The sequence below is a fragment of the Catenulispora sp. MAP12-49 genome, from assembly GCF_041262705.1.
GTDB lineage: Bacteria > Actinomycetota > Actinomycetes > Streptomycetales > Catenulisporaceae > Catenulispora.
The window spans coordinates 52,615-77,759 of record NZ_JBGCCP010000045.1 but is presented as its reverse complement, the minus strand read 5'-3'; the positions used below and the strand labels follow the sequence as shown (position 1 = coordinate 77,759).

General features: G+C 71.6%; 24 protein-coding genes and 5 tRNA genes. 15 read left to right on the top strand and 14 right to left on the bottom strand.

Annotated elements, in window-relative coordinates:
- Positions 1 to 161 precede the first annotated feature (161 nt).
- The 5 genes from ABIA35_RS43910 to ABIA35_RS43890 form a co-directional block, all read right to left on the bottom strand.
- The gene (locus tag ABIA35_RS43910; protein ID WP_370339655.1) at positions 162 to 1,004 is read right to left on the bottom strand and encodes an ABC transporter permease subunit; all 843 of its coding nucleotides are present in this window, start codon (positions 1,002 to 1,004) and stop codon (positions 162 to 164) included.
- Complete coding sequence (locus tag ABIA35_RS43905; RefSeq protein ID WP_370361954.1) at positions 1,001 to 2,095, bottom strand: ABC transporter ATP-binding protein; 1,095 nt, start codon at positions 2,093 to 2,095, stop codon at positions 1,001 to 1,003. The genes ABIA35_RS43910 and ABIA35_RS43905 overlap by 4 nt, the downstream gene beginning before the upstream one ends.
- Positions 2,092 to 2,829 (bottom strand): hypothetical protein, encoded by a 738-nt coding sequence (locus ABIA35_RS43900; protein WP_370361953.1) that lies wholly within the window; start codon positions 2,827 to 2,829, stop codon positions 2,092 to 2,094. The genes ABIA35_RS43905 and ABIA35_RS43900 overlap by 4 nt, the downstream gene beginning before the upstream one ends.
- A gap of 91 nt (positions 2,830 to 2,920) precedes the next feature.
- On the bottom strand, positions 2,921 to 3,724 hold the full coding sequence (locus ABIA35_RS43895) for an ATP-binding cassette domain-containing protein (RefSeq protein ID WP_370339661.1): 804 nt from the start codon (positions 3,722 to 3,724) through the stop codon (positions 2,921 to 2,923).
- A gap of 142 nt (positions 3,725 to 3,866) precedes the next feature.
- Positions 3,867 to 4,814 carry an oxidoreductase gene (locus tag ABIA35_RS43890; protein ID WP_370339663.1) on the bottom strand — a complete coding sequence of 316 codons (948 nt, stop codon included), beginning with the start codon at positions 4,812 to 4,814 and terminating at the stop codon, positions 3,867 to 3,869.
- A gap of 119 nt (positions 4,815 to 4,933) precedes the next feature.
- On the opposite strand from ABIA35_RS43890, the gene ABIA35_RS43885 reads away from it, so the two are divergent.
- On the top strand, positions 4,934 to 5,545 hold the full coding sequence (locus ABIA35_RS43885) for a TetR family transcriptional regulator (RefSeq protein WP_370361952.1): 612 nt from the start codon (positions 4,934 to 4,936) through the stop codon (positions 5,543 to 5,545).
- Between the two features lie 50 nt (positions 5,546 to 5,595).
- A complete protein-coding gene (locus ABIA35_RS43880; protein ID WP_370361951.1) occupies positions 5,596 to 6,345 on the top strand; it encodes a hypothetical protein in 750 nt (249 codons plus the stop codon).
- A 1-nt stretch (position 6,346) separates the two neighbouring features.
- On the opposite strand, the gene ABIA35_RS43875 is transcribed toward ABIA35_RS43880, so the two are convergent.
- The 4 genes from ABIA35_RS43875 to ABIA35_RS43860 form a co-directional block, all read right to left on the bottom strand.
- The gene (locus ABIA35_RS43875) at positions 6,347 to 7,756 is read right to left on the bottom strand and encodes an NAD(P)/FAD-dependent oxidoreductase (protein WP_370361950.1); all 1,410 of its coding nucleotides are present in this window, start codon (positions 7,754 to 7,756) and stop codon (positions 6,347 to 6,349) included.
- On the bottom strand, positions 7,753 to 8,418 hold the full coding sequence (locus tag ABIA35_RS43870) for a pyridoxamine 5'-phosphate oxidase family protein (RefSeq protein ID WP_370339670.1): 666 nt from the start codon (positions 8,416 to 8,418) through the stop codon (positions 7,753 to 7,755). Before ABIA35_RS43870 ends, ABIA35_RS43875 begins: the two co-directional genes overlap by 4 nt.
- 73 nt (positions 8,419 to 8,491) lie before the next feature.
- Positions 8,492 to 9,868 carry an aspartate aminotransferase family protein gene (locus tag ABIA35_RS43865; protein WP_370339672.1) on the bottom strand — a complete coding sequence of 459 codons (1,377 nt, stop codon included), beginning with the start codon at positions 9,866 to 9,868 and terminating at the stop codon, positions 8,492 to 8,494.
- Between the two features lie 66 nt (positions 9,869 to 9,934).
- Positions 9,935 to 10,426, bottom strand: a complete 492-nt coding sequence (locus ABIA35_RS43860; protein WP_370339674.1) for an Lrp/AsnC family transcriptional regulator — start codon at positions 10,424 to 10,426, stop codon at positions 9,935 to 9,937.
- A 195-nt stretch (positions 10,427 to 10,621) separates the two neighbouring features.
- On the opposite strand from ABIA35_RS43860, the gene ABIA35_RS43855 reads away from it, so the two are divergent.
- Complete coding sequence (locus ABIA35_RS43855) at positions 10,622 to 12,055, top strand: gamma-aminobutyraldehyde dehydrogenase (RefSeq protein ID WP_370339676.1); 1,434 nt, start codon at positions 10,622 to 10,624, stop codon at positions 12,053 to 12,055.
- Between the two features lie 250 nt (positions 12,056 to 12,305).
- Here the strand turns inward: ABIA35_RS43855 and ABIA35_RS43850 are convergent, their stop codons facing one another.
- Positions 12,306 to 12,635: a hypothetical protein gene (locus ABIA35_RS43850; RefSeq protein WP_370339678.1), complete on the bottom strand. Its 330-nt coding sequence runs from the start codon at positions 12,633 to 12,635 to the stop codon at positions 12,306 to 12,308.
- 198 nt (positions 12,636 to 12,833) lie between these two features.
- Positions 12,834 to 13,334, bottom strand: a complete 501-nt coding sequence (locus ABIA35_RS43845; protein ID WP_370339679.1) for a hypothetical protein — start codon at positions 13,332 to 13,334, stop codon at positions 12,834 to 12,836.
- A gap of 32 nt (positions 13,335 to 13,366) precedes the next feature.
- Between ABIA35_RS43845 and ABIA35_RS43840 the strand changes: the two genes are divergently transcribed.
- From ABIA35_RS43840 to ABIA35_RS43820, 5 genes are all read left to right on the top strand, one after another.
- Positions 13,367 to 13,441: transfer RNA gene (locus ABIA35_RS43840), tRNA-Trp, on the top strand.
- A 44-nt stretch (positions 13,442 to 13,485) separates the two neighbouring features.
- Positions 13,486 to 13,558 (top strand) — tRNA-Asp (locus tag ABIA35_RS43835).
- 4 nt (positions 13,559 to 13,562) lie between these two features.
- Positions 13,563 to 13,635: transfer RNA gene (locus ABIA35_RS43830), tRNA-Arg, on the top strand.
- A gap of 67 nt (positions 13,636 to 13,702) precedes the next feature.
- A tRNA-Cys gene (locus ABIA35_RS43825) sits at positions 13,703 to 13,776 on the top strand.
- 132 nt (positions 13,777 to 13,908) lie between these two features.
- A complete protein-coding gene (locus tag ABIA35_RS43820; protein ID WP_370339681.1) occupies positions 13,909 to 15,414 on the top strand; it encodes an MFS transporter in 1,506 nt (501 codons plus the stop codon).
- Positions 15,415 to 15,479: 65 nt separating this feature from the next.
- Here the strand turns inward: ABIA35_RS43820 and ABIA35_RS43815 are convergent, their stop codons facing one another.
- The 3 genes from ABIA35_RS43815 to aceE form a co-directional block, all read right to left on the bottom strand.
- Positions 15,480 to 15,800 (bottom strand): hypothetical protein, encoded by a 321-nt coding sequence (locus tag ABIA35_RS43815; protein ID WP_370339683.1) that lies wholly within the window; start codon positions 15,798 to 15,800, stop codon positions 15,480 to 15,482.
- A 32-nt stretch (positions 15,801 to 15,832) separates the two neighbouring features.
- On the bottom strand, positions 15,833 to 18,181 hold the full coding sequence (locus ABIA35_RS43810) for a tetratricopeptide repeat protein (RefSeq protein WP_370339685.1): 2,349 nt from the start codon (positions 18,179 to 18,181) through the stop codon (positions 15,833 to 15,835).
- A 390-nt stretch (positions 18,182 to 18,571) separates the two neighbouring features.
- Complete coding sequence (aceE, locus tag ABIA35_RS43805) at positions 18,572 to 21,346, bottom strand: pyruvate dehydrogenase (acetyl-transferring), homodimeric type (RefSeq protein WP_370339686.1); 2,775 nt, start codon at positions 21,344 to 21,346, stop codon at positions 18,572 to 18,574.
- Positions 21,347 to 21,518: 172 nt separating this feature from the next.
- Between aceE and ABIA35_RS43800 the strand changes: the two genes are divergently transcribed.
- The 7 genes from ABIA35_RS43800 (at position 21,519) to ABIA35_RS43770 (ending at position 25,134) form a co-directional block, all read left to right on the top strand.
- Entirely contained in the window at positions 21,519 to 21,752 is a 234-nt protein-coding gene (locus ABIA35_RS43800) for a DUF1918 domain-containing protein (protein ID WP_370339688.1), read from the top strand.
- 35 nt (positions 21,753 to 21,787) lie between these two features.
- Positions 21,788 to 22,300 (top strand): DUF3052 domain-containing protein, encoded by a 513-nt coding sequence (locus tag ABIA35_RS43795; RefSeq protein WP_370339690.1) that lies wholly within the window; start codon positions 21,788 to 21,790, stop codon positions 22,298 to 22,300.
- A 164-nt stretch (positions 22,301 to 22,464) separates the two neighbouring features.
- Entirely contained in the window at positions 22,465 to 22,926 is a 462-nt protein-coding gene (locus ABIA35_RS43790) for a peroxiredoxin (RefSeq protein ID WP_370339854.1), read from the top strand.
- A 100-nt stretch (positions 22,927 to 23,026) separates the two neighbouring features.
- On the top strand, positions 23,027 to 23,368 hold the full coding sequence (locus ABIA35_RS43785) for a hypothetical protein (RefSeq protein ID WP_370361949.1): 342 nt from the start codon (positions 23,027 to 23,029) through the stop codon (positions 23,366 to 23,368).
- 87 nt (positions 23,369 to 23,455) lie between these two features.
- Positions 23,456 to 24,157, top strand: coding sequence for a Tellurium resistance (locus ABIA35_RS43780; protein ID WP_370339694.1), 702 nt, complete (start codon positions 23,456 to 23,458; stop codon positions 24,155 to 24,157).
- A gap of 151 nt (positions 24,158 to 24,308) precedes the next feature.
- Positions 24,309 to 24,380 (top strand) — tRNA-Val (locus tag ABIA35_RS43775).
- 4 nt (positions 24,381 to 24,384) lie between these two features.
- On the top strand, positions 24,385 to 25,134 hold the full coding sequence (locus ABIA35_RS43770; RefSeq protein ID WP_370339696.1) for a protein phosphatase 2C domain-containing protein: 750 nt from the start codon (positions 24,385 to 24,387) through the stop codon (positions 25,132 to 25,134).
- Positions 25,135 to 25,145 lie beyond the last annotated feature (11 nt).

Below are 25,145 nucleotides of genomic sequence, written 5' to 3'. Positions count from 1 at the left end.
TGGCCGGGGGTGGGGGGGCCTGTTCCGGGGCCGGGCGGTCTCTCGCCCCGCCCCCCCCCCCCGGGCCCCCCCCCCGGGGGGGGGGGGGGGGGGGCCCCCCCCCCCCCGCCCGGCGCCGGTGCCGTTCTGTGCTGGTCTGTGAATCTCAGGCGTCGCGTTTCTCAGGCGTCGCGCTTCTCGAACAGCAGCGCGCCGACGATCAGCAGCACCACGACCTCGATCAGAAACACCGTGAACCCGGTCCACGGCGCGAAGGCTTTGTCCGCGTGGCGGTTCGTCTCGCCGAAGGACGTCACCTGGCCGCCGGCGTTGCCCGGCATCACCTTGAACAGCCAGCGGCCGACCGAGCCGGGGATGAGCTGGACCAGGTTGCCGATGATGAAGATCAGGGCCAGGCCGATGGTGATGGCGCCGGCGGTGTGCCGGAGCAGGAAGCCCATCGCCAGGCCGAAGACCGCCAGCCCGGACAGGTACAGCGCGCTGCCGAAGATCGCGCGGGTGGCTCCGGGGTAGGACATGTTCACCCCGACGTGCTTGGCCCGCAGCGGGATGTTGCCGAGGTAGAAGCACAGGAACGCGGTGACCAGGCCGACGACGAACACGATGACGGCCAGCAGGATCGCCTTGGCCACAAGGATCTCGGTGCGGCGCGGCATCGCGGTCAGCGTGGTGCGGATGCCGCCGGTCGAGTACTCGGCGCTGATCGTCATCACGCCCAGGACGTAGGCCGCGATCTGGCCGACGAAGGCCAGGCCGACCAGGACGATGTCGGCGGAGTCGGGCTTGCCGGCCGCCAGGTCCTTGGCGTAGGAGTTCGCCGCGGCCAGGCAGATCAGGAACGTGATGGCCGCCGAGCCGGCGAACAGCGTGACCAGGGTCCAGAAGGTCGAGCGGACGGTGCGGATCTTCAGCCACTCGCTGGAGATCACGTTGCCGAAGCCGGCGCGGCCCTCGATGGCGGGGCCGGGGCCGGGGCGCGCGGCGGTCGCGGGTGCGGCGGTCATCGCCGGGCCTCCCCGCTGCCGGTGGCCGGGGGAGTGGGCGGCGTCTGCGGCGTTTGTGAGGGCTGCGAGGGCTGCGAGGGCTGCGGAGACTGCGGGGCCTGCGGGGTCTGTGACGCCTGGTCGGCGAACTGGTCCGGGACCAGCCCCGGCTGGCCCAGCACCTGGCCGGGCTCCATCCCCGGCACCCCGGCGTGGTACTCGACGCTGTCCGCGGTCATGCTCATGAACGCCTCCTCCAGGGACGGCTGGACCACCGCCAACTCGTGCAGCCACAGCCCGTTCTCGCCGGCCAGGTCGCCGACGGCCTCGGAGCTCACGTCGAAGACCTCGACCGCGCCGCCGTCGTCGGGCAGGGCCTCGGTGTGCCAGCCCTTCGCGGCCATCAGGTCGGCCAGCTTGGCGATGTGCGGGGAGCGGACGCGCACGTGCGTGGTCGCGTTCTGCGCGATGAACTCGCGCATCGTGGTGTCGGCCTTGATCTGGCCGCGGCCGATGACGATCACCCGGTCGGCGGTCAGCGCCATCTCGCTCATCAGGTGGCTGGAGACGAAGACCGTGCGGCCCTGGGCGGCCAGCGACTTCATCAGGTTGCGGACCCACAGGATGCCCTCGGGGTCCAGGCCGTTGACCGGCTCGTCGAACAGCAGCGTGCCCGGATCGCCGAGCAGCGCCGCGGCGATGCCCAGCCGCTGGCCCATGCCCAGCGAGAAGTTCTTCGAGCGCTTCTTCGCCACCTGGTCCAGCCCGACCAGGCCGATGACCTCGTCGACCCGCCGCAGCGGGATGCCGTTGGACTTGGCCAGGCACGCCAGGTGGTTGTAGGCGGTGCGGCCGCCGTGCACGGCCTTGGCGTCCAGCAGCGCCCCGACCTCGCGCAGCGGGACCGGCAGGTTCCGGTACGGCTTGCCGTCGACCGTGACGCCGCCGTCGGTCGGCCGGTCCAGCCCCAGGATCATGCGCATGGTGGTGGACTTCCCGGCACCGTTCGGCCCGAGGAAGCCGGTGACCGTCCCGGCCTCGACGGTGAAGTCGGCGTGGTCGACGGCGAGCTTGTCGCCGTAGCGCTTGGTGAGTCCGACGGCCTTGATCATGCGCTGCTCCTCGCCATCAGGCGGCGCGCGGCCGCCGCGGTCACGGCGCGCGCCAGGCCCCGGATCTGCTGCCGCCGGGCGATGGCCAGCTGCACCGCGGTCAGGGTGAGCACCGCGGCCAGCGCCGTCGGCCACGCGGCGCTCCAGACGGAGGCAGTGTGCTGCGGGAGGCGCATGACGACGGCGCCGCGCGAGCGGGTCTCGGCCAGCGGCGTGGCCTGCGTGCCGGCGGAGGCCGACACCCGGACAACCGCGGCGGTGGCCAGCGCGGCCACCGAACCGGCGACGAGCGCCGGGGCACCGATCCACGTCCGGCGGACCAGCAGGGCGGCGACCAGACCGACGGCGATCGGCACCAGCGCATGGGCCGAGGGCCGGCCGAGCGCCAGGCTCGCGCCGAACCCGACCACCGCCCCGGCCCACGCGGCCCCGATGGGCCCGGCGACCTGGATGACCAAAGCGTCGGCCGGCTTGGCGCCGGCGGCGGTGAGGGCTTCGCGGCGCGCGCCGAGGCCGTCGAGGTGATACCGGATGAGGGCGGCCAGCGCGAGCAGCGCCGGGATGGCCACTGCCGGACACAGGGCCCCGGCGAACGGCCACGCGGCAGCGGCCGAGGCCAGCCCCATGGCGCCGACGAGGAGGTGCTCGGTGCGGGGCGCGGCGCGCAGCAGCGAGGCGGCGATGCGCAGGCGGTTGTCGAAGCGCGCGATCGGGGTGGTGGTCAGGGTGCTCATCGCGAGGCCTCCGAGTCGGTGCGCGGGCGACGCGGTGCGGCGGGCTGCTGCGAGGCGGCCGCGTGCGCGATCGGGGTGGCGATCAGAGCGCTCATCGTCCGCGCTCCGCTCCCGAGCCGACCGGCGAGAACCGGTGCTCGCCGCGGGCGTGCCGGCCGATCCGGTGCGGGAGGCCGCGGGCCTGGTGGTTCATCATCCCGGCCGGGGCGGGAACGAGTTCCTCGGTCGCTTCGGCAGTTTCAGCAGTCTCAACAGGTACGGCCGCCGCGATTCGCACCGGGATCTGCCGGTCGGCCCAGCGGACCACGTCCTCGTCGTCGCTGGCGACCAGGATCGTCAGCCCGTGCGTTCCGCAGGCCACGCGCAGGATCCGCAGCAGCTGGAACCGTTCCGCGGCGCTGAGCCCCTCGGTCGGGTCCTCGGCGAGCAGGATCGCCGGGTCCAGCACCAGCGCCCGGGCCAGCGCCACGCGGCGCATCTCGGCCGGGGTCAGCTCCGCGATGCGCCACTCGGCGCAGGCGACGACGTCCAGGCGCTCCAGCCAGCGCAGGGCGCGCCGGCGGGCTTCCTGGCGGCCCAGGCCGGTGAGGATCAGCGGCAGGGCCGTGTTCTCCAGCACCGTGAGCTCCGGCAGCAGTTTGCCGACGCGCGGGGCGATGGCGCACTGGGCGTGCGCGAAGCGCAGCCGGGCCGCGGGGCGCAGGGTGTGCAGCGGTTCGCCCTTGAGCCACAGTCCGCCGGAGCAGGCCGGGTCGGCGCCGGACAGCGCGCGCAGGAAGTCCTCGTCGCAGGCGCCGGGCAGGGCCACGATCTCGCCTTCGCCGACGGCGAGGGTGAGGGCGTCGGGCCCGAACTCGCGGGCCAGCAGGATCGGGTTGTCGGACGGGATGCTCACGAGCACCCGTGTGCCCTGAAGGGCGCAACGGCCTAACCAACGTTGCGCCGGACGTGCGACCCCGGCGGGCATCTCCGCCGCCGCGCCCGACAGTGTTCGAACAGTCGGGAATCCGTTCCCGGACCGGGAACCGCGCAGGTGGTCAGATCGGGAACACGACCCCGGTCAGCTTCTCCGACTCCTCCCACAGCCGCTCGGCCAGCTCCCGGTTCTGGGCCCGCCTGCTCGGCTCCACCAGTTCCGGGTAGCCCCGCGTCTCCATCAGCTTGGGGCATCCGTAGTACTGCCCGCCCTCCACATCCGCCGCGACCGCCGCCCGGACCTCCGGCAGCACGCCGATCGCCGATTTCTGGGCGAACAGCGGATTGCCGATGTGCATGATCGCCTTGCGCCACCCGGTCGGCCCGGCGAACTGCAGGTTCGTGGCCGAATATCCGGGGTGCGCCATCAGCGAGCGCACCGGCGAGCCGGCCGCGCTCAGCCGCCGGTGCAACTCCAGGCCGAACAACAGGTTCGCCAGCTTCGACTGGGCGTAGGCGGCGTTCGGGTTGTAGCCCTTGGTCCGCATCAGGTCGTCGAAGTCGATCGAGCCCTGCTTGTGGAACGTCGAGGAGACGGTCACCACCCGCGGGTCGGGCCGCTCGGCCAGCAGGTCCAGCAGCAGCCCGGTGAGGGCGAAGTGCCCCAGGTGGTTGGTGCCGAACTGCACCTCGAAGCCCTGCTTCGTGGTCTGCTGCGGCGTCATCATTACGCCGGCGTTGTTGATCAGCACGTCCACGCCGACCGCGTCGTCGCGCAGTCCCTGCGCGAACGCCCGCACCGAGTCCAGGTCGGCCAGGTCCAGCGTCCGCAGCTCCAGCGAGGCGCCGGGCACGTCCTGCCCGACGCGCACCACGGCGGCCTCGCCCTTGACCCGGCTGCGCGCGGTCATCACCACGTGCGCGCCCCTGCCGGCCAGCAGGCGAGCGGCCTCCAGTCCCAGGCCGCTGTTCGCGCCGGTGATCACGAACGTGCGTCCGTGCAAGGCCGGGATCTCCTCGGCGGTCCACTTCGTGCTCATGACGTCGTCCTCCAGAAACGGTACAGACATCTACAGACATGTACGGACACGGTCCGTCGCGGCCACTGCCGCGCAGCACACAATGCCGCACGTGGCACTCAGTGTCAATCGTGGCGCACAGGCGCTGGTCGCGCTGCTACTCTGGGGCCGTGCACCGCAGAACGGAACAACCCGGCCTGACGCTGGCGGAGCGCAAACGCCAGCTGGTCCGCGACGAACTGGCGGAAGCGGCGCTGCGGCTGCTGGCCAAGCAGGGCTTCGAGCAGACGACCGTGGACGAGCTCGCCGCCGCCGCGGGCGTCAGCCGCCGCACGTTCTTCCGATACTTCGCCTCCAAGGAGGACGTGGTCACCTCCTCGGTGGTCGTGGTGATCGAGGGGATCCTCGCCGAGGTCGCGGCCCGGCCGGCCGGCGAGCCGCCGGCGGTGGCCATCCGCGAGGCGGTCAAGGCCGTGACCGTCGAGGACTTCGCCGAGGACCGCGAGAAGTCGGTCGCCCTGATCCGGCACACCCAGCAGATCCCCGCCCTGCGCGCGCGCTTCGCCGAGCGCCTGGACCTGCTGCGCGACGACCTGGCCGTGGTCCTGGCACGCCGCGCCGGGCGCGAGACGCCCTCGCCGCGCGACCAGTTCGCCGCGGGCCTGGGCCTGCTGGCGTTCGCCGGGGCGATGCAGCACTGGGCCGCCTCCGAGGGCCGCGCCGACCCCGCGGCCGTACTCGACGTCGCATTCGAAGAAGCTGGTCGAGCATTCGTGGTTTGAGATAGGTTCCCGGGCGTCGTCAGCGACACCTAACGGGAACAGGGGCGGGCATGGAATTCGCGGAATGGGTCGTATCAGGTCTCGATCAGCTCCGGCTCGGGCAGCTGCCGGCCGGGAACGATTTCTACGCCACGGCTTCGGCCGGTCTCGGGGGTGACCCGCGGCTGCCCGCGTACATGAACAGCGGCGACCCGGCGGCGCGCGCCGAGCTCGTTCAGGCGATCGCGGCGGCGGTGGCCGCGAACCCGGGGTTCGAGCAGCAGCTGCGCGACGCGGCCGCCGTCGCCATGCAGACGCCGGGGCACGCGCAGGATCCGGCAGGCGGTAAGCCGCCGTTCCTGAAGACCACCAACGGTCTGCTCGCGATCGTGGCGGCGGCTGTGATCGTGGTCGGCGGCGGCGTCGGGCTGGCCGTGAGCCTCGGCGGCAGCGGGGGCAACCTCGTCGGGATGCTGAAGGGCACGTGGAACTGCCAGGCCTCCGGGTCGGGCGCCGACGGGGCCGAAGGCCCGATCACCTTGACGGTCGGCGACGGCACCTTCAAGGCGGGCTCCACCAGCGGCACCTTCACGCAGAGCGGCAGCACCGCGACGCTGCACAACCCGGAGGACGCCGGCGACGACATCAAAGTGAGCGGCCTGCCCTCCGGCAGCGGATCCTTCAACGTCACCGTCGGCTCGGCGCGCGATACCTCGGGGCTGCTCCAGCTCCACATCAAGGGGACGCTGTCCGCCAACAAGCTCACCATGGTGGTGCCCGGCGACAGCGGCGGCACCATGAACCTCACCTGCACGAAGTAGGTCAGTGCCCGAGGAACCGCCCGAAAACCTTCGCGCGCACCGAGGATTTCCCGGTCCGCTCCTCCTCGGCGTCGGCCGCGCTCATCGTGCGCAGGCCGACGTTCGCGCCGAGCCAGCGCAGGGGTTCGGGCTCCCAGCGCGGCGAGCGGTGGTTCACCCAGGGCAGCCGGGTGCGCTCGGTGCCGCGGCCGGTCAGCAGGTCCGCCAGGGTGCGGCCGGCCAGGTTGGCCGCGCCCACGCCGTCGCCGACGTAGCCGCCGGCCCAGCCCAGCCGCCGGTCCGGGTCGTAGCCGACCGAGGCGAACCAGTCCCGCGGAACGCCCAGGGCCCCGCCCCAGCGGTGGGTGAACGCCGTGTCCTTCAACACCGGGAACAGCTCGCGCAGCGTGTGGCGGATCTCGGCGTGCACGCGGTCGTCCCGGTCGAAACCGGGCTCGATCCGCGACCCGAAGTGGTACGGCGCGCCGCGTCCGCCGAAGGCCAGCCGGCCGTCGGCGGTGCGCTGGCCGTAGATGATGAGGTGGCGGAAGTCGGAGAACGTCTGCCGCTCGGCCAGCCCGATCTGCTCCCACACCGCCTCCGGCAGCGGCTCGGTCGCGACCATCAGCGAGTACACCGGTGCCAGGTCGCGCTGGAAGCCGGCGATCGACGGCGTGTAGCCCTCGGTCGCGCGTACCACCTTGCCGGCCCGGACCCGGGCGCCGCCCGCGGTCTGCACCACGCCGTCGCGGATGGCCGTGACCGCCGTGCCCTCGTGGATCGTGACGCCGAGCCGCTCGACGGCCTCGGCCAGGCCGCGCGCCAGCATCGCCGGCTGGATCGCCGCGCAGTGCGGGGTGAACGTGCCGCCGAGCACGTTCGAGGCGCCGACCATCGCCGAGGCCTCGGCGGCGCTCAGCAGCCTGACGTCCTCCTCGCCGAAGCCGTACGAGCGCTCCTCCTCGACCGAGGCCTTCGCCCGGGCCAGCTGCACCGGGGTACGGGCCAGCACCACAGTGCCGCCCTTGGCGAAGCCGCAGTCGATGCCCTCGTCCGCGACCACGCGCCCGACCTCGTCGACGGTGTCGTTCAGCGCGCGCTGCAAGGCGATCGCGCGCTCCCGGCCGCCGCCGGCCTTGCCGACCGCGCTGACCTTGGCCACCTTCGCCAGCGAGGCCGGGAACAGCGACGAGCACCAGCCGCCGTTGCGGCCGGAGGCGCCGAACCCGGCGAACTCCCGCTCCAGGACCACGATCCGCAGCGACGGATCGGCCTTGGCGAGGTAGTACGCGGTCCACAGGCCGGTGTATCCGGCGCCGACGATCGCGATGTCCGCGTCGGTGTCGGCCGCGAGCGCGGGCCGGCTCGGCGCGGAGCCGGCCGCGGCCACCTGGTCCAGCCACAGCGACAGGCCGCCGTCGACGGTGCTCACCGGCGCCACTCCCGGATGTAGTCGGGGACGTCGATCCCGGCGGCCAGGTTCGCCGCGGGCATCGGGTCGCAGTACGTCTCGTGCAGCGGCACGACGCCCGCCCACACCGGCGCGTCCAGGTCGTCCGGGTCGTCGCCGGGGTCGCCGGTGGAGATCTTCACCGACGCCTCGGTCAGCGGCAGCGACAGCACCACGGTCGCGGCGAGCTCCTTGCGCTTGGGCGCGCGCAGCTCCTTCCAGCGGCCCGGCATCAGGTGCTCGGTGATGCGCTCCAGCGCCGCCTCCTTCTCGCCCTCCGGCAGCATCCGGCAGGACCCGAGGACCATCGCGCCGCGATAGTTCATCGAGGACTCGAACGCCGAGCGGGCCACCACGAGCCCGTCCAGCAGCGTCACGGTCAGGCAGGTCGGCGCGCCCTCGGCCAGCGAGCGGAACAGGCGCGAGCCGGTGGAGCCGTGGAACAGCACGCGCTCGCCGTCGCGCGCGTAGGCCACGGGCAGGATGTACGGCTGCGCCGCGCGGCTCGGGCCGCTGTTGTCGGTGACGGCCACGTGCGCGACCAGCCCGGCGTCGAGGATCGCGTGCAGCGCGGTGCGGTCGGTCGCGGCCTTCTCGGGCAGTCGGCGGACGCGGGTTCGGGGAGTGGAGCTGAGATCGTTCACTGGTATCGAAACCCATTCAGGGGAGAAAAAGGGCGCCCACGGCAGGGATCCGAGGGCGCCAGCTTTCTTGGGATCAGAGCCGGGTCCAGGCCTCGGTCAGCACCGAGCGCAGCGTCTGCTCGATCTCGTCGAACTCGCTCTGCCCGATGATCAGCGGCGGCGCGAGCTGCACCACCGGGTCGCCGCGGTCGTCGGCGCGGCAGTACAGGCCGGCGTCGAACAGCGCCTTGGACAGGAAGCCGCGCAGCAGGCGCTCGGCCTCGTCGTCGTTGAACGTCGTCTTGGTGGCCTTGTCCTTCACCAGCTCGATGCCGTAGAAGTAGCCGTCCCCGCGCACGTCGCCGACGATCGGCAGGTCCTTGAGCTTTTCCAGCGTCGCGCGGAAGGCGCCCTCGTTGTCCAGCACGTGCTGGTTCAGGCCCTCGCGCTCGAACAGGTCCAGGTTCGCGATGCCGACCGCCGCGGAGACCGGGTGGCCGCCGAAGGTGTAGCCGTGCGGGAAGTAGTTGGTGCCCTCGTAGAACGGCGCCGCGATGCGGTCGGACACGATGGTCGCGCCGATCGGGGAGTAGCCGGAGGTCATGCCCTTGGCGCAGGTGATGATGTCCGGGACGTAGCCGAACTTGTCGCAGGCGAACATCGTGCCCAGGCGGCCGAACGCGCAGATGACCTCGTCGGAGACCAGGAGCACGTCGTACTCGTCGCAGATCTCGCGCAGCCGGGCGAAGTACCCGGGCGGCGGCGGGAAGCAGCCGCCGGAGTTCTGCACCGGCTCGACGAACACCGCCGCGACGGTCTCCGGGCCCTCGGTGAGGATCATGTTCTCGACCTGGTTGGCACACCAGATCCCGAACTCCTCCTCGCTCATGCCGGGCACGCCGGTGATCTCGTCCGCGCGGTAGTAGTTGGTGTTCGGCACCTTGTGCGCGCCGGGGACCAGCGGCTCGAAGTACTTCTTGGCGTCCGGGATGCCGGTGATGGACAGCGCGCCGTGCGGGGTGCCGTGGTAGGCGATGTTGCGCGAGATCACCTTGTGCTTCATCGGCTTGCCGACCAGCTTGAAGTACTGCTTGGCCAGCTTCCAGGCGGTCTCCACGGCCTCGCCGCCGCCGGTGGTGAAGAAGACCTTGTTCAGGTCGCCGGGGGCGTAGTGGGCCAGCCGGTCGGCCAGCTCGATCGCCTGCGGGTGCGCATAGCTCCACAGCGGGAAGAAGGCCAGCTCCTGTGCCTGCTTGTAGGCCGCCTCGGCGAGCTCCACGCGGCCGTGCCCGGCCTGCACCACGAACAGGCCCGCCAGGCCGTCCAGGTAGCTCTTGCCGTGGCTGTCGAAGATGCGCGCGCCCTCGCCGCGGACGATCGTGGGCACCGGGTTGTCCCGGTAGCCCGACATCCGGGTGAAGTGCATCCAGAGGTGGTCGTAGGCGGATTTGTCCAGGCTGTCGGTGCTCATTGCTACTTCCTCGTCCAAGGGAGTGGGTCGTTCGGGGACGGGCCCGGGAGGGCGCCGATCTTGCCGCTATATGGCGCCCCAGGTGTACGTTTGCTTGCGGAGCTTCAGGTAGACGAAAGATTCGGTCGACCGGACCTGCGGGAGGGCTCGGATCCGCTTGTTGATGATCTCCAGGAGGTGGTCGTCGTCCGCGCACACCACCTCCACCAGCAGGTCGAAGGATCCGGCGGTCATCACCACGTAGTCCACCTCGGCCATCGCCGCCAGCGCCTCGGCCACCGGGTCCAGGTCGCCCTCGGCGCGGATGCCGATCATCGCCTGGCGGTGGAAGCCGACGGTCAGCGGGTCGGTCACGGCCACGATCTGCATCACGCCGGCGTCGATGAGCTTCTGCACCCGCTGGCGCACCGCCGCCTCGCTCAGGCCCACCGCGCGGCCGATCGTCGCGTAGGCGCGCCGTCCGTCCTGTTGGAGCTGTTCGATGATCGCCTTGGACAGGGGGTCCAGATGGTAGCCGCCCGCGGCGCCGCCGGCCCTGTCGCTAGTCCTGTCGGTCACGAAGGGATTGTGACAACGGGAACGGTATCTTGGCAAGGCTTCATCGATGGAATCCGTATGCGAGGGCGTTTTTCAGCACTGAATCCATCGTCACTGCTGACCCACCTGTGTAGGCTGGTCCATGAAGAGGACCGGCCCGACCGTCACCGATCCCGCGACGAGGAAGTCGCGGCGGCACTGAAGGAGAGCAACACCGTGGAAGCACGCCAGCTGCGCAACTACGTGGGCGGCAAGCCGGTCGACACCGTGTCGGGCCGGACCAGCCCGATCATCGACCCGGTCACCGAGCAGGTGGTCGCGCACGCTCCGATCTCCGAGCCCGACGACGTCGACGCGGCCATGCGCGTGGCCGCCGAGGCCTTCCCGGCCTGGCGCGACACCACCCCGGCCGAGCGGCAGCGGCTGCTGCTGAAGGTGGCCGACGCCATCGAGGCCCGGGCCGCCGACATCGTCGCGGTGGAGTCGCAGAACACCGGCAAGCCGCTGGGGCTGACCGCCTCGGAGGAACTGCCCCCGATGGTCGACCAGATCCGCTTCTTCGCCGGCGCGGCCCGGATGCTCGAGGGCGCGGCCTCGGCCGAGTACCTGGCCGGCCACAGCTCCTGGATCCGCCGCGAGCCGGTCGGCGTCTGCGCGCAGGTCGCCCCCTGGAACTACCCGGCGATGATGGCGGTGTGGAAGTTCGCCCCGGCCATCGCCGCGGGCAACACCGTGGTCCTGAAGCCCTCGGACACCACGCCGATGTCCACCCTGCTGATGGCCGAGATCATCGGCGAGATCCTGCCGGCCGGCGTGTTCAACGTGATCTGCGGCGACCGGGACACCGGCCGGGCCATGGTCGAGCACAAGACCCCGGCGATGGCCTCGATCACCGGCTCGGTGCGGGCCGGCATGGAGGTCGCCAAGAGCGCCGCCGCCGACGTCAAGCGGGTGCACCTGGAGCTCGGCGGCAAGGCGCCGGTCATCGTGTACGCCGACGCCGACCTGGACGCCGCGGTCGAGGGCATCTCGGTCGCCGGGTTCTTCAATGCCGGCCAGGACTGCACCGCCGCCACCCGCGTGCTGGTCGAGGACGCGGCGTACGAGGCCTTCGTCGAGAAGCTCACCGAGGCCGCGAAGAACACCAAGACCGGGAACCCGGACGACGAGGACGTGCTCTACGGCCCGCTGAACAACGCCAACCAGCTGCGCCACGTCACCGGCTTCATCGACCGGCTCCCGGCGCACGCCAAGGTCGAGACCGGCGGCGCGCGCGTCGGCGACACCGGCTACTTCTTCGCCCCGACCGTGGTCTCCGGGCTGCTGCAGGACGACGAGATCATCCAGAACGAGGTCTTCGGCCCGGTGATCACCGTGCAGAAGTTCTCCGGCGAGGAGCAGGCCCTGAGCTGGGCCAACGGTGTGGAGTACGCGCTGGCGTCCTCGGTGTGGACCAAGGACCACGGCAAGGCCATGCGCGCGGCCAAGACGCTGGACTTCGGCTGCGTGTGGATCAACACCCACATCCCGCTGGTCGCCGAGATGCCGCACGGCGGCTTCAAGCACTCCGGCTACGGCAAGGACCTGTCGATGTACGGGTTCGAGGACTACACCCGGATCAAGCACGTGATGAGCAACATCGAGGCCTGATCGGCGCCATGGCGTGACGGCCTGAGCGTGTGACGGCGCGGCCGCGGGGCCGGCTCGGGAAAACCCGGGCCGGCCCTTCGGCTTTCGACCATGATGAGCCCATGGACGCGAGCACCCATTTCCGTGAGCGCGGCGCGCTGATCACGGCCCTGATGGCCGGCGATCTGGACGCCGCCGACGCGGTGGCGCGCACCGGTCCGGCCGGGGAACTGCTGGGACTGCTGGTGCCGATCGACGGGCTGACGGAGACCTACCTCGGCGGGCGCGCTGTGCCGGGGCTCACCGTCACCCGCAGCGACTTCGAGCCCTGGCGCCGGCAGCTGCTCGCGGTGGTCGCCGCGCTGCTCGAGCGGTGGGTCGGCGAAGACCCGGATGCGTGGCGGGCGTTGACGATGCGGGCCGGTTCCCACCTCGGGTCGGTGTCCGGGCTGGTCGGCTCGGTCGCCCATCCGGAGTCCGCCGACCCCTCGTCGTGGGCCGGCCGCGCGCCGCGGTGGCCGCGCGGGGTGGACGCTTCGGCGGTGCTGTTGGCGATGGCGCCGCCGGGGATCGTCGAGGCGTTCCTCGAAGACTGCGTCACGAACGAGGCGTCGGCCGGGGTCCTGACCCGGATGCTGGACCGGGGGCCGCTGCATCCGCTGTTCGTCGAGCACGCGCTCGGTCCTCGCGGGACCGAGGCCATGCGCGCGGCACTGAACCGGAATCCGGTTCACGGCATCACGAAGCTCCGGGAACTCGTGCTGCGCGGGCGCGACGACATCGCCGTGCTGGAGCAGGCCTATTTCCAGAGCGGGGTCGACCGCGCGCTGCGGATCGGGCTCGTCCGGCTGGCCGAGGCGATCGGCGGGTTCCGACCGCTGTTCGCTTCGCGGCTGCAGTCGTCCAAGAGGGACGCCGCGGTGGTGGAGCCGTTGCTGGTCTCCGGCGATCCGCAGCTGGTGCTCTGGCTTCTGCGCCGGGTCAACGACCGGGTGCGGGTGCCGGCGCTGCGCTGGGCCGGGTACGCGACGCTGGCCCGCACGGCCGGCCCGGAGCCGGTGTGGGCGCTCGAGAAGGAGCGGGTCGGCGCTTTGTCGCGGATGGCCGAGCCGGTGCGGGCGTCGATGGCGACCGGGTCGGTGGCGCCGATCCTGGCCGCCGCCGAGGCCGCGCCGGTGAGCGTCGGGCCGCCGGGGTCGGTGATGGAGCTCGGCGCGCCGCTGGTCGAGCCGTGGCCGTACACGGCGCTGGTCGCCGAGCACGTGCACGGCCACGAGCGGCGCACGGCGCTGGTGGACAACCCCGGCGCCGATCGGCCAAGCTCGACCCGGCTCGGGCGTAGCGCAGAGGTCGTCGCGCCCGGTCTCCAAAACCGGATGGACGCCGGTTCGAATCCGGCCGCCCGAGCCGCCCCGGCCACCCGATAGGGTGCTGACTCAGAGGGCTTCGACTCGGGTGTAGTGCAGAGGCAGTCACACCGTCTCGTCAGGACGGAGGACGCCGGTTCGACTCCGGCCGCCCGGGCTTGCCAGGTGTAGTGCAGAGGTAGACACGCCGTACTTCGGATACGGAGGACGCCGGTTCGACTCCGGCCGCCTGGCCCCTCACAATCCGGTTCCTGCGGCGTGTGGTGCGTGGCATGCTTCTGCCACGCTGTCGCGGGCGCGGCCAGGCGTAGCGCAGAGGAAGTCGCACCGCCGTGCAAAGGCTGGTACACGCCGGTTCGAATCCGGTCGTCTGGACCCCCGCCCACCGGCGCCGACCGGCCGGGACGCGGTGTCATGGTCCTGCCACGGCCCGACCCCTGACGGCATGCGCTCGTTCCCTGCACATGGCAGCATGGGCGGCATGGTGAGTGACATGGTGAGTGAGTCGTGAGCCCTGTCCCCTCCGCCGAGGCGGGCAGCGTCCGTCTGGGCACACCGGTCGGCCGGGGGGTGCTGGCGACGACCATTCTGGGCTCGTCGATGGCCTTCCTGGACGGCACGGTGGTCAACATCGCGCTGCCGAGCATCGGCAAGCAGTTCGGGGCGTCGCTGGCCGGGCTGCAGTGGACGGTCACCGGCTACACGCTCACGCTGGCCGCGTTCGTCCTCGTCGGCGGCTCCCTGGGCGACCGCTTCGGCCGCCGCAGGGTGTTCCTGATCGGCGTGGTCTGGTTCGCGCTGGCCTCGCTGGCGTGCGGGCTGGCGCCGAGTCTGGGCGTCCTGATCGCCTTCCGCGCGATCCAGGGCGTCGGCAGCGCGCTGCTGACCCCCGGCGCGCTGGCCCTGATCCAGTCGGTCTTCCACCCCGACGACCGCGCCAAGGCCGTCGGCGCCTGGTCGGGCCTGGCCAGCATCGCCGGCGCGGCCGGCCCGCTGGTCGGCGGCTACCTCATCGAGTACGCGTCCTGGCGCTGGATCTTCCTGATCAACCTGCCGTTGGCGGTCGCCGTGGTGGCGATCGCGATGCGGTACGTGCCGGAGTCCAAGGAGCTCACCGCCGGGCACTTCGACCTGCCGGGCGCGGCCCTCGGGGCGCTGGGACTGGCCGGGATCACGTACTCGCTGGTGGAGGCCGGGGCGAAGGGACTGGGCTCGGCCGGCGTGATCGTGACCGGACTGGCCGGGATCGCGGCGCTGGTGGCGTTCATCCTGGTCGAACGCCGCTCCCCGGCACCGATGATGCCGCTGTCACTGTTCAGCTCGCGGGAGTTCAGCGCGGCCAACGCCCTGACGCTGACCGCTTACGGGGCGCTCGGCGCGCTGTTCTTCTTCTTCGCGACCTACTTGCAGGTGGTCGGCGGCTACAGCCCGCTGCAGGCGGGACTGGCCTCACTGCCGACGACGATCGTGATGATGGTGCTGTCCTCGCGCGTCGGCGGCCTCACCACGAAAGTCGGCGCGCGCCGCCTGATGACCGCCGGCGGTGTGCTGACGGCGATCGGCACCCTGATCCTGTCGACCTCCGGCCACCACCCGGACTACTGGACCCACATCCTGCCGGCCCTGCTGGTCTTCTCCCTCGGCATGGTGATGATCGCGGTCCCGGTCACCGTGACGGTCCTGAACTCCACCACGACCGACCGCGCCGGCATCGCCAGCGGCGTGAACAACGCGGTCGCCCGCGCCGCCGGCGCCCTGTCGGTGGCGGCCTTCCCCCTGCTGGTGGGCCTGAAGGGCGACGGCTACGCCAACCCCGCGAAGCTCGAACCGGCGTTCAGCGAGGCGATGGTGCTGGCCGCGGTGCTGTTCGCGGTCTCCGGGGCCATCGCCTGGTTCGGCATCCGCGACGAGGCCACGCGCACCACCCCCGAGCACGCGGTCGAGGAGCCGCAGTGCACGACGTGCCTGCCGATCGGCAGTCCCCCGCTGGAACCCGCGCACGAGCACGGGTAAGCGGGCACCGCCGCGCCGGGTGGGCGGCGCGGCGGGCCGGCTCGGTTCAGCGCGATCCAGCGCGGTCAGCCGCCGACGACCTCGCCCGGATCCGGCTGCTTGACGGCGCCGCCTGTCACGTCCGGATCCGGCTGCTTGATGCCGCCGCCCGTCATGTCCGGGTCCGGCTGCTTGACGCCGCCGCCGGTCATCCCGCCCGGGTCGGGCGCGATGACGCCGTCGCCGTGGGCCTGGCCCGGCTGCGTCGCGGAGCCGCCGGTTATGGCGCCCGGGTCGGGTGCGATGGCGCCTTCGTGGTGGGCCAGGTCCGGCTGCTTCTCACCGCCGCCGATGTAGCCCGGGTCCGGCTCGACGACGGCGCCGTCGTGTTCGGGACTGGTACTCATGAGGATCCCCCGTTCAGAGCGAATAAGAACTCTTACAAAGAGTTCTCCCCGGGGGCGAGCTCCGCCAACCGCTCCCGCGTGGCCTCCGCCTCCGGCGACCCCAGCGCCTCGAACACCGCCAGCGCCTCGCGCAGCGTCTCCCGGGCCTCGGCGACCCGCGCCAGCGCCTTCAGGGGCCGCGCCAGCGAGCGCAGGGCCTCGGCCTCGACCGGGCGGTCGCCGGCCTCGCGGGCGGCCGTCAGGGCCAGGCGGTAGTCCTGCTCGGCCTCGGCGGGGCGGTCCAGGTCCATGCAGACCTCGGCGCGGTTGAAGGCGATGATCGCCTCGTAGCGGCGGTTGCCGGCCTCGCGGGCGGCGGCCAGGGCCTGGGTCTGGGCCGTGCGCGATTCCTCCAGGCGCTTGGCCTCGTGCAGCATGTTGCCCAGGTTGGTCAGCGATGAGGCCACCTGCTGCGGGTTGCCCAGTTCGCGGAACAGGGCCAGGCCGCGCCGGTGCATCTCCTCGGAGGTGGTGTAGTCGCCCAGGCGGCTGTGGCAGCCGGCGATGTTGCCCAGGATCGAGGCCACCTGCGGCTGGTTGTCCAGGTCCTCGGCCAGGGCCAGCGCCTCCTGGTAGACGCCGATCGCCTCGGTGTACTCGCGGACGTCGTACAGGACCAGGCCCAGGCCGTTCAGGAGGCGGTTCTCCGCGGCGCGGTCGCCGATCGCGCGGGCGCTGGCAAGGCCCGTCTCGTAGGCGGCGCGCCAGTGCGGCCAGTCCGTGCGCAGCTGGTAGCAGCCCAGCAGGGTCACCGGCAATCGCAGCGCCAGCTCGTGCCATCCGGCGTCGGCGGCCAGGGCCAGGACCGCGCTGAGGTTCTCGCGTTCGGCGTCGTACCAGGCCATCGCCTCCAGCGCCGAGTCGAAGGCCGGCGGTGACGGCTCGCCGGGCCGCGGCGGCAGGGCCTCCAGCAGGCGCCGCTTCTCCACCGCCGCCGAGACGCTCTCGGCCGTGTGCAGATACCACGACACAAGCCGCGCCAGCGCCTCCTCCCGCTCCGCCGCGCTCTCGTCGGCCTCGGCCCGCTCCAGCGCGTAGGCGTGCAGCAGGTCGTGGAGCTCGTACCGGTCGGCGGTGCGCTGCTCGACCAGGTTCTCGTCGACCAGCGCCTCCAGGGCGCCGCGGGCCGCGCCCTCCGGCGTGCCGGTCAGCGCCGCCACCGCGCCGCCGGTGAAACCCCGGCCGGGATGCAGGCTGAGCAGACGGAAGGCGCGCGCCGTGGCCGGCGGCAGGTCGCGGTAGGACAGGTCGAAGACCGGACGCAGCTCGCGCCCGCCGGCCCGCACCGCGTCCAGGCCGCTGTCGCGCAGGTACGCCGCCAGCCGCTCCAGGCTCCACGACGGCCGCGAGCGCAGCCGGGCGGCGGCCAGCGACACCGCCAGCGGCAGCAGCCCGCACAGCCGCACCACCTCCTGCGCGGCCTCCGGCTCGGCGTCCAGGCGGGGCCGGCCCAGGATCCGCGCCAGCAGCTCCAGGGCGTCGCGCAGCGGGAAGACGTCCAGCCGGAACAGGCGCGCGCCGTCCAGGCCGGCCAGGTTCCGGCGGCTGGTGATCAGTACCAGGCAGCGCGGGTCGGCCGGGATCAGGTCGGCGACCTGCGCCTCGTCGGCGGCGTTGTCCAGGACCAGCAGGGCGTCGCGGCCGGCGATCCGGTCGCGGAACATCGCCGCGCGCTCGTCGCGGCCGGCCGGGATGTCGCGCGCCGGCACCTCCAGCTGTCGCAGGAAGGAGTCCAGGACGTCGGTCGGGTCGGCCGGGGCCGCGTCGGCGTCGAAGCCGCGCAGGTTCACGTAGAGCTGCACGTCGGCGAAGCGGCCGGCCCGGACCAGCTCGTGCGCGGCACGGATGGCCAGCTGGGTCTTGCCGACGCCGGCCATGCCCTCGATCGCGGAGACGACCACGGTGTGCGGTGCTTCCGCGCCGCCGGCCAGCTCCACCAGGGCGGCCAGCTCGGCCAGTTCCTCCCGACGCCCCGTGAACGTCGCCAGCTCCGCCGGCAGCTGCCGGAACACCCCGGCAGTCCCGACGGCCCGCCGGGTCGCGTGCGCGGCCACGCACGCCGCCCGCCACCGCGCCGCCTGCGCCTCGGGTACCCCGAGCGCCTGGACGATCGCCGCGACCAGTTCCTGGTTCAGCCGGCGGCGTGTCGGGTCGAAGACGTCGCTGATGGTCGAGTGTGTGACGTCTTGCGGTGGTTTGAGCAGTGGGCCGACACGCTTGGCCAGAAGGCGGAAGGGCGGCGAGCCGGCATATGCCCGTAGCGTCCGCAGCCGCTCGATGAAGTCGGCGAGGTCCACCGAACCGGCCGGGTCGGGGGCGGTGGAGATGGTCTGGTCCGTCACACAAACCCTTCCGTGTCACCGTTCGGCGAGGATCGCCGCAGGTCTACGGCTTGCGGATGAGTGTACGGAGTTGTACGGGATTCTCGCCTCCGAGTATCACGAATGCTTAACCTCGACGTGCGAGTCGCGCAATGGACGGTGCGGCGGCACCCCGGCTGCGTGGGGCGGAGCCCGGGAGGCTGTGTGCTGTCATCGGGGGTTGCGACGGCCGACTTCACCGCGTCTTGCGGGACTCGTGGGGGGTTCCGCAAGGCGCGGCTGTGGTTTTCGCGGTTTCCCGCCAACACGAAGCGCCCCGACCGGATCTCTCCGGTCGGGGCGCTTCGTCGTTCTCGTGCCTGAGCGCCTCAGCGCCTCAGCGTCTCAACGCTTCAGAGCCTCAGCGTGTTGTCACGCCTCGCCGCCGGTCGGGCCGGCGCCCGCGGCGCGCACGTCGTGCAGCTGGTACTTGCGGATCGCCTCGGCCGGGGCCTCCCGCTTGACCTCGCCGCGCTTGGCGAGCTGGGCCAGGACGGCGGTGACCACCGACTCGGCGTCGATGTGGAAGAACCGGCGCGCGGCGCCGCGGGTGTCCGCGAAGCCGAAGCCGTCGGCGCCCAGCGAGGTGTACCGCTGCGGCGCTGTGGCGTCGCCCGGCACCCACTGCGCGATCTGGTCCGGCACCGCGCGCATCCAGTCCGACACCGCGACGACCGGGCCCTCGGTGGCGCCCAGCGTCTGGGTGACGTACGGCACGCGCGGCTCCTCCTCGGGGTAGAGCAGCGCGCGCTCGTCGGCGGCCAGCGCGTCGCGGCGCAGCTCGGTCCAGGAGGTGGCCGACCACACGTCCGCCGCCACGCCCCACTCCTCGGCGAGCATCTGCTGCGCCTTCAGCGCCCACGTGACGCCGACGCCCGAGGCCAGGATCTGTGCCTTGGGGCGGTCCGCCGCGCCCTCCGGAGCGGTCGCGTACCGGTACAGACCCTTGAGGATGCCCTCGGTGTCCACCCCGGCCGGCTCGGCGGGCTGCTGGTACGGCTCGTTGTAGACGGTGACGTAGTAGAACACGTCCTCGCCGTGCGGGTGCTCCTCGGAGGACCCGTACATGCGCCGCAGACCGTCCTGCACGATGTGGCTGATCTCGAACGCGAACGCCGGGTCGTAGGCGACCGTCGCCGGGTTCGTGGACGCCAGCAGGTGCGAGTGGCCGTCGGCGTGCTGCAGGCCCTCGCCGGTCAGCGTGGTGCGCCCGGCCGTGGCGCCCAGCACGAAGCCGCGTCCGAGCTGGTCGGACAGCTGCCAGAACTGGTCGCCGGTGCGCTGGAACCCGAACATCGAGTAGAAGATGTAGACCGGGATCGTGGCCTCGCCGTGCGTGGCGTACGAGGAGCCCGCGGCCACCAGGGAGGCGGTGGAGCCGGCCTCGCTGATGCCCTCGTGCAGGATCTGGCCCTGCGTGGACTCCTTGTAGGACAGCAGCAGGTCGCGGTCCACGGCGTCGTAGGTCTGGCCGTGCGGCGAGTAGATCTTCGCCGTCGGGAACAGCGAGTCCATGCCGAAGGTGCGGGCCTCGTCCGGGATGATCGGCACGAACCGCGCGCCGATGTTCTTGTCCCGCATCAGGTCCTTCAGCAGCCGGACGAAGGCCATGGTGGTGGCCATCGCCTGCTTGCCGGAGCCCTTCTTCAGCTGTCCGTAGACGTCGTCGCCGGGCAGGATCAGCGGCTTGGTGCGCACCTGGCGGCGCGGCAGGTAGCCGCCGAGCGCGGCGCGGCGCTCCTTCATGTACTGGATCTCGGGGGAGTTCTCGCCCGGGTGGAAGTACGGCGGCAGGTCCGCCTCCAGCTGGGCGTCCGTGATCGGCAGGTGCAGCCGGTCGCGGAAGCTCTTGAGCTCGGCCTTGGTGAGCTTCTTCATCTGGTGCGTGGCGTTGCGCGCCTCGAAGTGCTCGCCGAGGGTCCAGCCCTTGATGGTGTGGGCCAGGATGACGGTCGGCTGGCCGGTGTGCTCGCGGGCCGCCTTGAAGGCCGCGTACACCTTGCGGTAGTCGTGGCCGCCGCGCGAGAGGGTGCGCAGCTGGTCGTCGGACATGCCGGAGACCATCTTGCGCAGCCGGGCGTCGTCCCCGAAGAAGTTCTCGCGGATGTAGTCGCCGGTCTCCACCGAGTAGGTCTGGAACTGGCCGTCGGGCGTGGTGTTCATCTTGTTCACCAGCGCGCCGTCGGTGTCCTGGGCCAGCAGCGGGTCCCAGTCGCGGCCCCAGATCACCTTGATGACGTTCCAGCCGGCGCCGCGGAAGGTGGACTCCAGCTCCTGGATGATCTTGCCGTTGCCGCGCACCGGGCCGTCCAGGCGCTGCAGGTTGCAGTTGATCACGAAGGTCAGGTTGTCCAGCTCGTCCCGGGCGGCCAGGCCGATCGCGCCGAGCGACTCCGGCTCGTCGGTCTCGCCGTCGCCCAGGAAGGCCCATACGTGGCTGCGTGAGGTGTCCGCGATGCCGCGCGAGTACATGTACTTGTTGAACCGCGCCTGGTAGATCGCGCCGATCGGGCCCAGGCCCATCGAGACGGTCGGGAACTCCCAGAAGTCGGGCATCAGCCGCGGGTGCGGATAGGAGGACAGGCCGAACGGGGCCTGCGAGGTCTCCTGGCGGAAGCCGTCCAGGTGCTGCTCGGTGAGCCGGCCCTCCAGGAACGCGCGGGCGTAGATGCCCGGCGAGGCGTGCCCCTGGAAGTACACCTGGTCGCCGGACTCGCCGTGGTCCTTGCCGCGGAAGAAGTGGTTGAAGCCCACTTCGTACAGCGACGCGGCCGAGGCGTAGGTGGCGATGTGGCCGCCGACGCCCAGGCCCGGGCGGTTGGCCCGGGACACCATGATGGCGGCGTTCCAGCGGATGAACGCCCGGATACGGCGCTCGATGTCCTCATCGCCCGGGAACCACGGTTCCGCCTCCGGCGGGATCGTGTTGATGTAGTCCGTGGAGCGCAGGCCCGGCACGCCGACCTGTTTCGCGCGGGCTTCCTGGAGGAGGCGCAGCATCAGGTACCGCGCGCGCTGGCGGCCCTGTTCGTTGACGACCGAGTCCAAGGACTCGATCCACTCCGCTGTCTCGTTCGGATCCACGTCCGGCAGCTGAGTGGGCAGGCCGTCACTGATGATGGGGAATCGCTCTTGTCCGGGTGCCACTGTCGTCCTTCAACCTAGACACAGATCTTGGAGATCTTCTCGGTTACATCGTCCACCATCGTCTAACGCGCATGCCGTGGACGTCACATCTACTCGATGGTAACCGGTATAGAACGGTATAAATGCGTGCCGACGGGTGGTCTTCGCCGCCAGTACGGTGTGAACTGAAGACATGCGAGCAACAGTGGGAGACCGGCTTCACGTCCACGCCGCCCATGTCGGCGAGGTGGACCGCACCGGCGAGATCATCGAGGTCAAGGGGGACTCCGGCACCCCTCCCTACCTGGTCAGGTTCGACGACGGACACCAGGGACTGGTGTTCCCCGGGCCCGATGCGGTCATCGAGCCGGGAGCCTCCGTGCGGGCCGGCGGCGACACCGCGCCGGACTCGCCGTCCGACGGGTAGTTGCGTCTTGGGCTTCCGGCGTATGGACTAGGGGAATGCAGAACGACATGAAGGAGGACAGTTCCGTGGGCGCGGTCGCGGACACGGTTCCGGCCGCCGCCAATCCGCTGGCGGTGCGCCTGGGCTTCCAGGCAGGCGAAGTGGTGCAGGAACTCGGCTGGGACGAGGACTGCGACGAGGAACTGCGTCAGGCCATCATGGACACGATCGGCGCGGATCTGGTCGACGTGGACTTCGAGGACGTGGTCGACGCCGTGGTGCTGTGGCACCGCACGGACGACGGCGACCTGGTGGACAACCTGGTCGACGCCCTGACCGCGCTGGCCGACGGCGGGCCGATCTGGCTCCTGACGCCCAAGGCCGGGCGTCCGGGGCACGTGGAGCCCAGCGAGATCGGCGAGGCGGCCCCCACGGCCGGCCTGTCGGCGACCTCCAGCATCAGCGCCGGCCCGGACTGGTCCGGCACCCGGCTGGTGAGCCCGAAGGTCGGCGCCAAGGTGGCGAAGTCCACGGTTCGAGCCAAGGCCGACGACAGCGCGGGGACCTAGCGGCGATGTCCTCCCCGAACGGGCCGCCTGACGGCGGTCCTTCCACCCATCCCTCGAGCAGTCCGGCGCCGGCCGGCTCGACAGGCGTGCCCGCCCCCGGGTCCGGTGCCGGCACCGGCTCCGGACCCGGGGCGGCTTCGCAGGTCGCGGCCGAGCAGCCGCCGGTGCCCGCGGTCGGCGATCGGGCGCCGGCCTTCACCTTGACCGACCAGCACGGCCGGAGCGTCTCCCTGGACGATTTCCGGGGCAGGCAGGCCGTGCTGCTGGTCTTCTACCCCTTCGCCTTCTCCCGGGTCTGCGGCTCGGAGCTGCAGGCGATCCACGAGAGCGTCGGCGACTTCCAGAACGAGCGGGTCCAGGTGCTGGCGGCGTCGTGCGACGCGCTCTACTCGCTGCGCGCGTACGCCGACGAGGCCGGCTTCGGCTTCCCGCTGCTGGCCGACCACTGGCCGCACGGCGGGGCGGCGCGCGCGTACGGGGTCTTCGACGCCGAGCGCGGTTGCGCCGTCCGAGGGACCTTCCTGATCGACCAGGAGGGTGTGATCCGCTGGACCGTGGTCAACGGTCTGGCGGACGCCCGCTCGCCGGACGACTACCGGGCCGCGCTGGCCGCAGCTGGCGTGTAAGGCACAGGCACGACAGCAAGACAGCACGACAGCACGACAACCATCCGACTCGCCGGCGCATCGGCGCCGGCGACTCACCCGCATAGGAAACCATCACGCCATGCCCTGCCACCGCTGCGGCGCCCGCCAGACCGACCCGGTCCGCGGCGCGTCACCGTGGCGGCGGGGCGTGCGCGCGGGGGAGCAGGTCCTGGTCTGCCCGGACTGCCAGCGCGGCCGCGACTGGACCGCCGACCTGGCCCACTGCGCCGCCTGCGGCTCGCCCCGCCTGGTCCGCGCCCTGGGCAGCACGCAGTGCAAGGACTGCGGAGCCCAGGACAGCGTGACCGCCGAGGCCCCCGCGGCCCCCGAACAGGCCACCGAGTCGCGCTCCGGTGTCACCACCTTGTCCGAAGACGTCCACGCGGCCCTGGAGCGGCATTTCGGCCAGAGAACGGACTGAGCGTTCCGGCTTGCCACCACGGGGTAGCAAACTGTAGTCAGATGCATAGGGATGTCAGACAACTTCATCAGAGCAGGGGGAACCGCTATGCGCCTGAACCGGATGATCATCAGGGCGTCCGACGACGGCGAGGGGGGCGGCCGCGTCGAGAGGATGACGGCGGCCAGACCGGTCCAGTCACTCACCAGCCGCGGCGCCGCCGCCGGCACACTGCGCGTGAACCTGATCTGGGACCAGCTCCCGATGATCCCCACCCCGCGCCCCACCGGAGGCCTGAAACTGTCCTCCCGCCGCCTGGAACCCCCGCCGATCAGCCACGGCCGCCTCGTCGACCTGGACCTGGGCTGCCTCTACGAGTTCACGGCGGGCCAAAGAGGCGTGGTCCAAGCCCTGGGACACCGCCGAGGCGACTTCGAGCGCCCGCCCTACATCCGCCTGGACCAGGACGACCGCAGCGGCAGCGCCATCGGCGAGAACCTGTTCATCAACCTGGACCACGCGGACGAGATGAACCGCGTCCTGATCTTCGTCTTCGCCTACCAGGGCGCCTTCGACGGCGCGAACGCCAAGGTGACCCTGCACCCCGCGATCGGCAACCCGCTGGAGATCAAACTGGAGAACCCCATCGCGCAGGCGAAGTCGTGCGCGGTGGCCATGCTCCTGCGCCACGGCCCGGACCTGGTGGTCCAGCGCGAAGTCCAGTTCACGACCGGCTTCCAGTCGGAGCTGGACCGCATGTACGGCTGGGGCATGCGCTGGCAGGACGGCCAGCCCAAGGGGCTGGGCTAGCGGCGCCTCCCAGGCTCGGCGCGGGGCGCTACTGGGGTTCGCATCGGCCCGGCCGCCTGAGCCGTGCTGCCGCACCGGAATCTCGGGCCGCGAGACCGGGTCCGGTCGGGTACTCTTTCCCTCTTGAGGGCCGCTCTGGCGGCCTTCTGGAGGGCGCATAGCTCAGCGGAAGAGCACTCGGCTTACACCCGAGCGGTCGGCAGTTCGAACCTGTCTGTGCCCACACCATGGATGTCGGCTATATCTGCGAGGCGGCTTCCGCGCTGCGTCCCAATGACGACTTCGTCCTGGCCGCCGAGAACTTCGTCATCGTCCTGGACGGTGCCACCGAGCCCGCTGGTGTCGACTCCGGCTGCGTCCATGATGTCCCCTGGCTGGTCGCGCACCTCGCTGCGAATCTCGCCGGGTTGCTTGTGCGTGAGCCGCGGGCAGAGCTGGTGGACGTCCTGCGCGAGGGCATCGCCGCGACGATGCGTGATCACGCGGGGCGGTGCGATCTCGCGAATCGCGACAGTCCTTCCAGTACTGTCGCGATTCTGCGTTGTGGTGCGGATGAGGTGGACTACATCGTGCTCGGCGATTCGGCTGTCGTCATCGAGCACGGTGATGGCGAACTGCTTGTCGCACATGACGACCGCACCGCCGTCCTCGACGACTACACCCTCGCCGGTGTCAGCCGTCTGCGTAACACGGACGAGGGTTTCTGGATCGCCTCCAACCGCCCCGACGCCGCCGACAAGGCCCTGGCCGGGAGCGTGCCTCTGCGGGACGTCACCCGCGCCGCGCTCATGACCGATGGCATCACGCGCCTGGTGGAGCGCTACGGCCGGTCGTGGCTTGATCTGCTCGATCGCCTCGACAAGCAGGGGCCGGGGCAGCTGGTCGCCGATGTGCGCGCTGAGGAGCTCGCGGTGCCGCCGGGTACCTATCGCGGCAAGCTTCATGACGACGTGACCGCCGTCTTCTGTCGTTTCTGACCTGTCGGGTT

What these genes read in the sequence shown, in the direction of transcription:
- ABIA35_RS43910 (WP_370339655.1), bottom strand. Translation starts at nt 1,004, where the DNA reads ATGACCGCCGCACCCGCGACCGCCGCGCGCCCCGGCCCCGGCCCCGCC.
- ABIA35_RS43795 (WP_370339690.1), top strand. Translation starts at nt 21,788, where the DNA reads ATGCAGAACGACATGAAGGAGGACAGTTCCGTGGGCGCGGTCGCGGAC.
- ABIA35_RS43770 (WP_370339696.1), top strand. Translation starts at nt 24,385, where the DNA reads ATGGATGTCGGCTATATCTGCGAGGCGGCTTCCGCGCTGCGTCCCAAT.
- ABIA35_RS43800 (WP_370339688.1), top strand. Translation starts at nt 21,519, where the DNA reads ATGCGAGCAACAGTGGGAGACCGGCTTCACGTCCACGCCGCCCATGTC.
- ABIA35_RS43780 (WP_370339694.1), top strand. Translation starts at nt 23,456, where the DNA reads ATGCGCCTGAACCGGATGATCATCAGGGCGTCCGACGACGGCGAGGGG.
- ABIA35_RS43785 (WP_370361949.1), top strand. Translation starts at nt 23,027, where the DNA reads ATGCCCTGCCACCGCTGCGGCGCCCGCCAGACCGACCCGGTCCGCGGC.
- ABIA35_RS43815 (WP_370339683.1), bottom strand. Translation starts at nt 15,800, where the DNA reads ATGAGTACCAGTCCCGAACACGACGGCGCCGTCGTCGAGCCGGACCCG.
- ABIA35_RS43880 (WP_370361951.1), top strand. Translation starts at nt 5,596, where the DNA reads ATGGAATTCGCGGAATGGGTCGTATCAGGTCTCGATCAGCTCCGGCTC.
- ABIA35_RS43865 (WP_370339672.1), bottom strand. Translation starts at nt 9,868, where the DNA reads ATGAGCACCGACAGCCTGGACAAATCCGCCTACGACCACCTCTGGATG.
- ABIA35_RS43905 (WP_370361954.1), bottom strand. Translation starts at nt 2,095, where the DNA reads ATGATCAAGGCCGTCGGACTCACCAAGCGCTACGGCGACAAGCTCGCC.
- ABIA35_RS43900 (WP_370361953.1), bottom strand. Translation starts at nt 2,829, where the DNA reads ATGAGCACCCTGACCACCACCCCGATCGCGCGCTTCGACAACCGCCTG.
- ABIA35_RS43890 (WP_370339663.1), bottom strand. Translation starts at nt 4,814, where the DNA reads ATGTCTGTACCGTTTCTGGAGGACGACGTCATGAGCACGAAGTGGACC.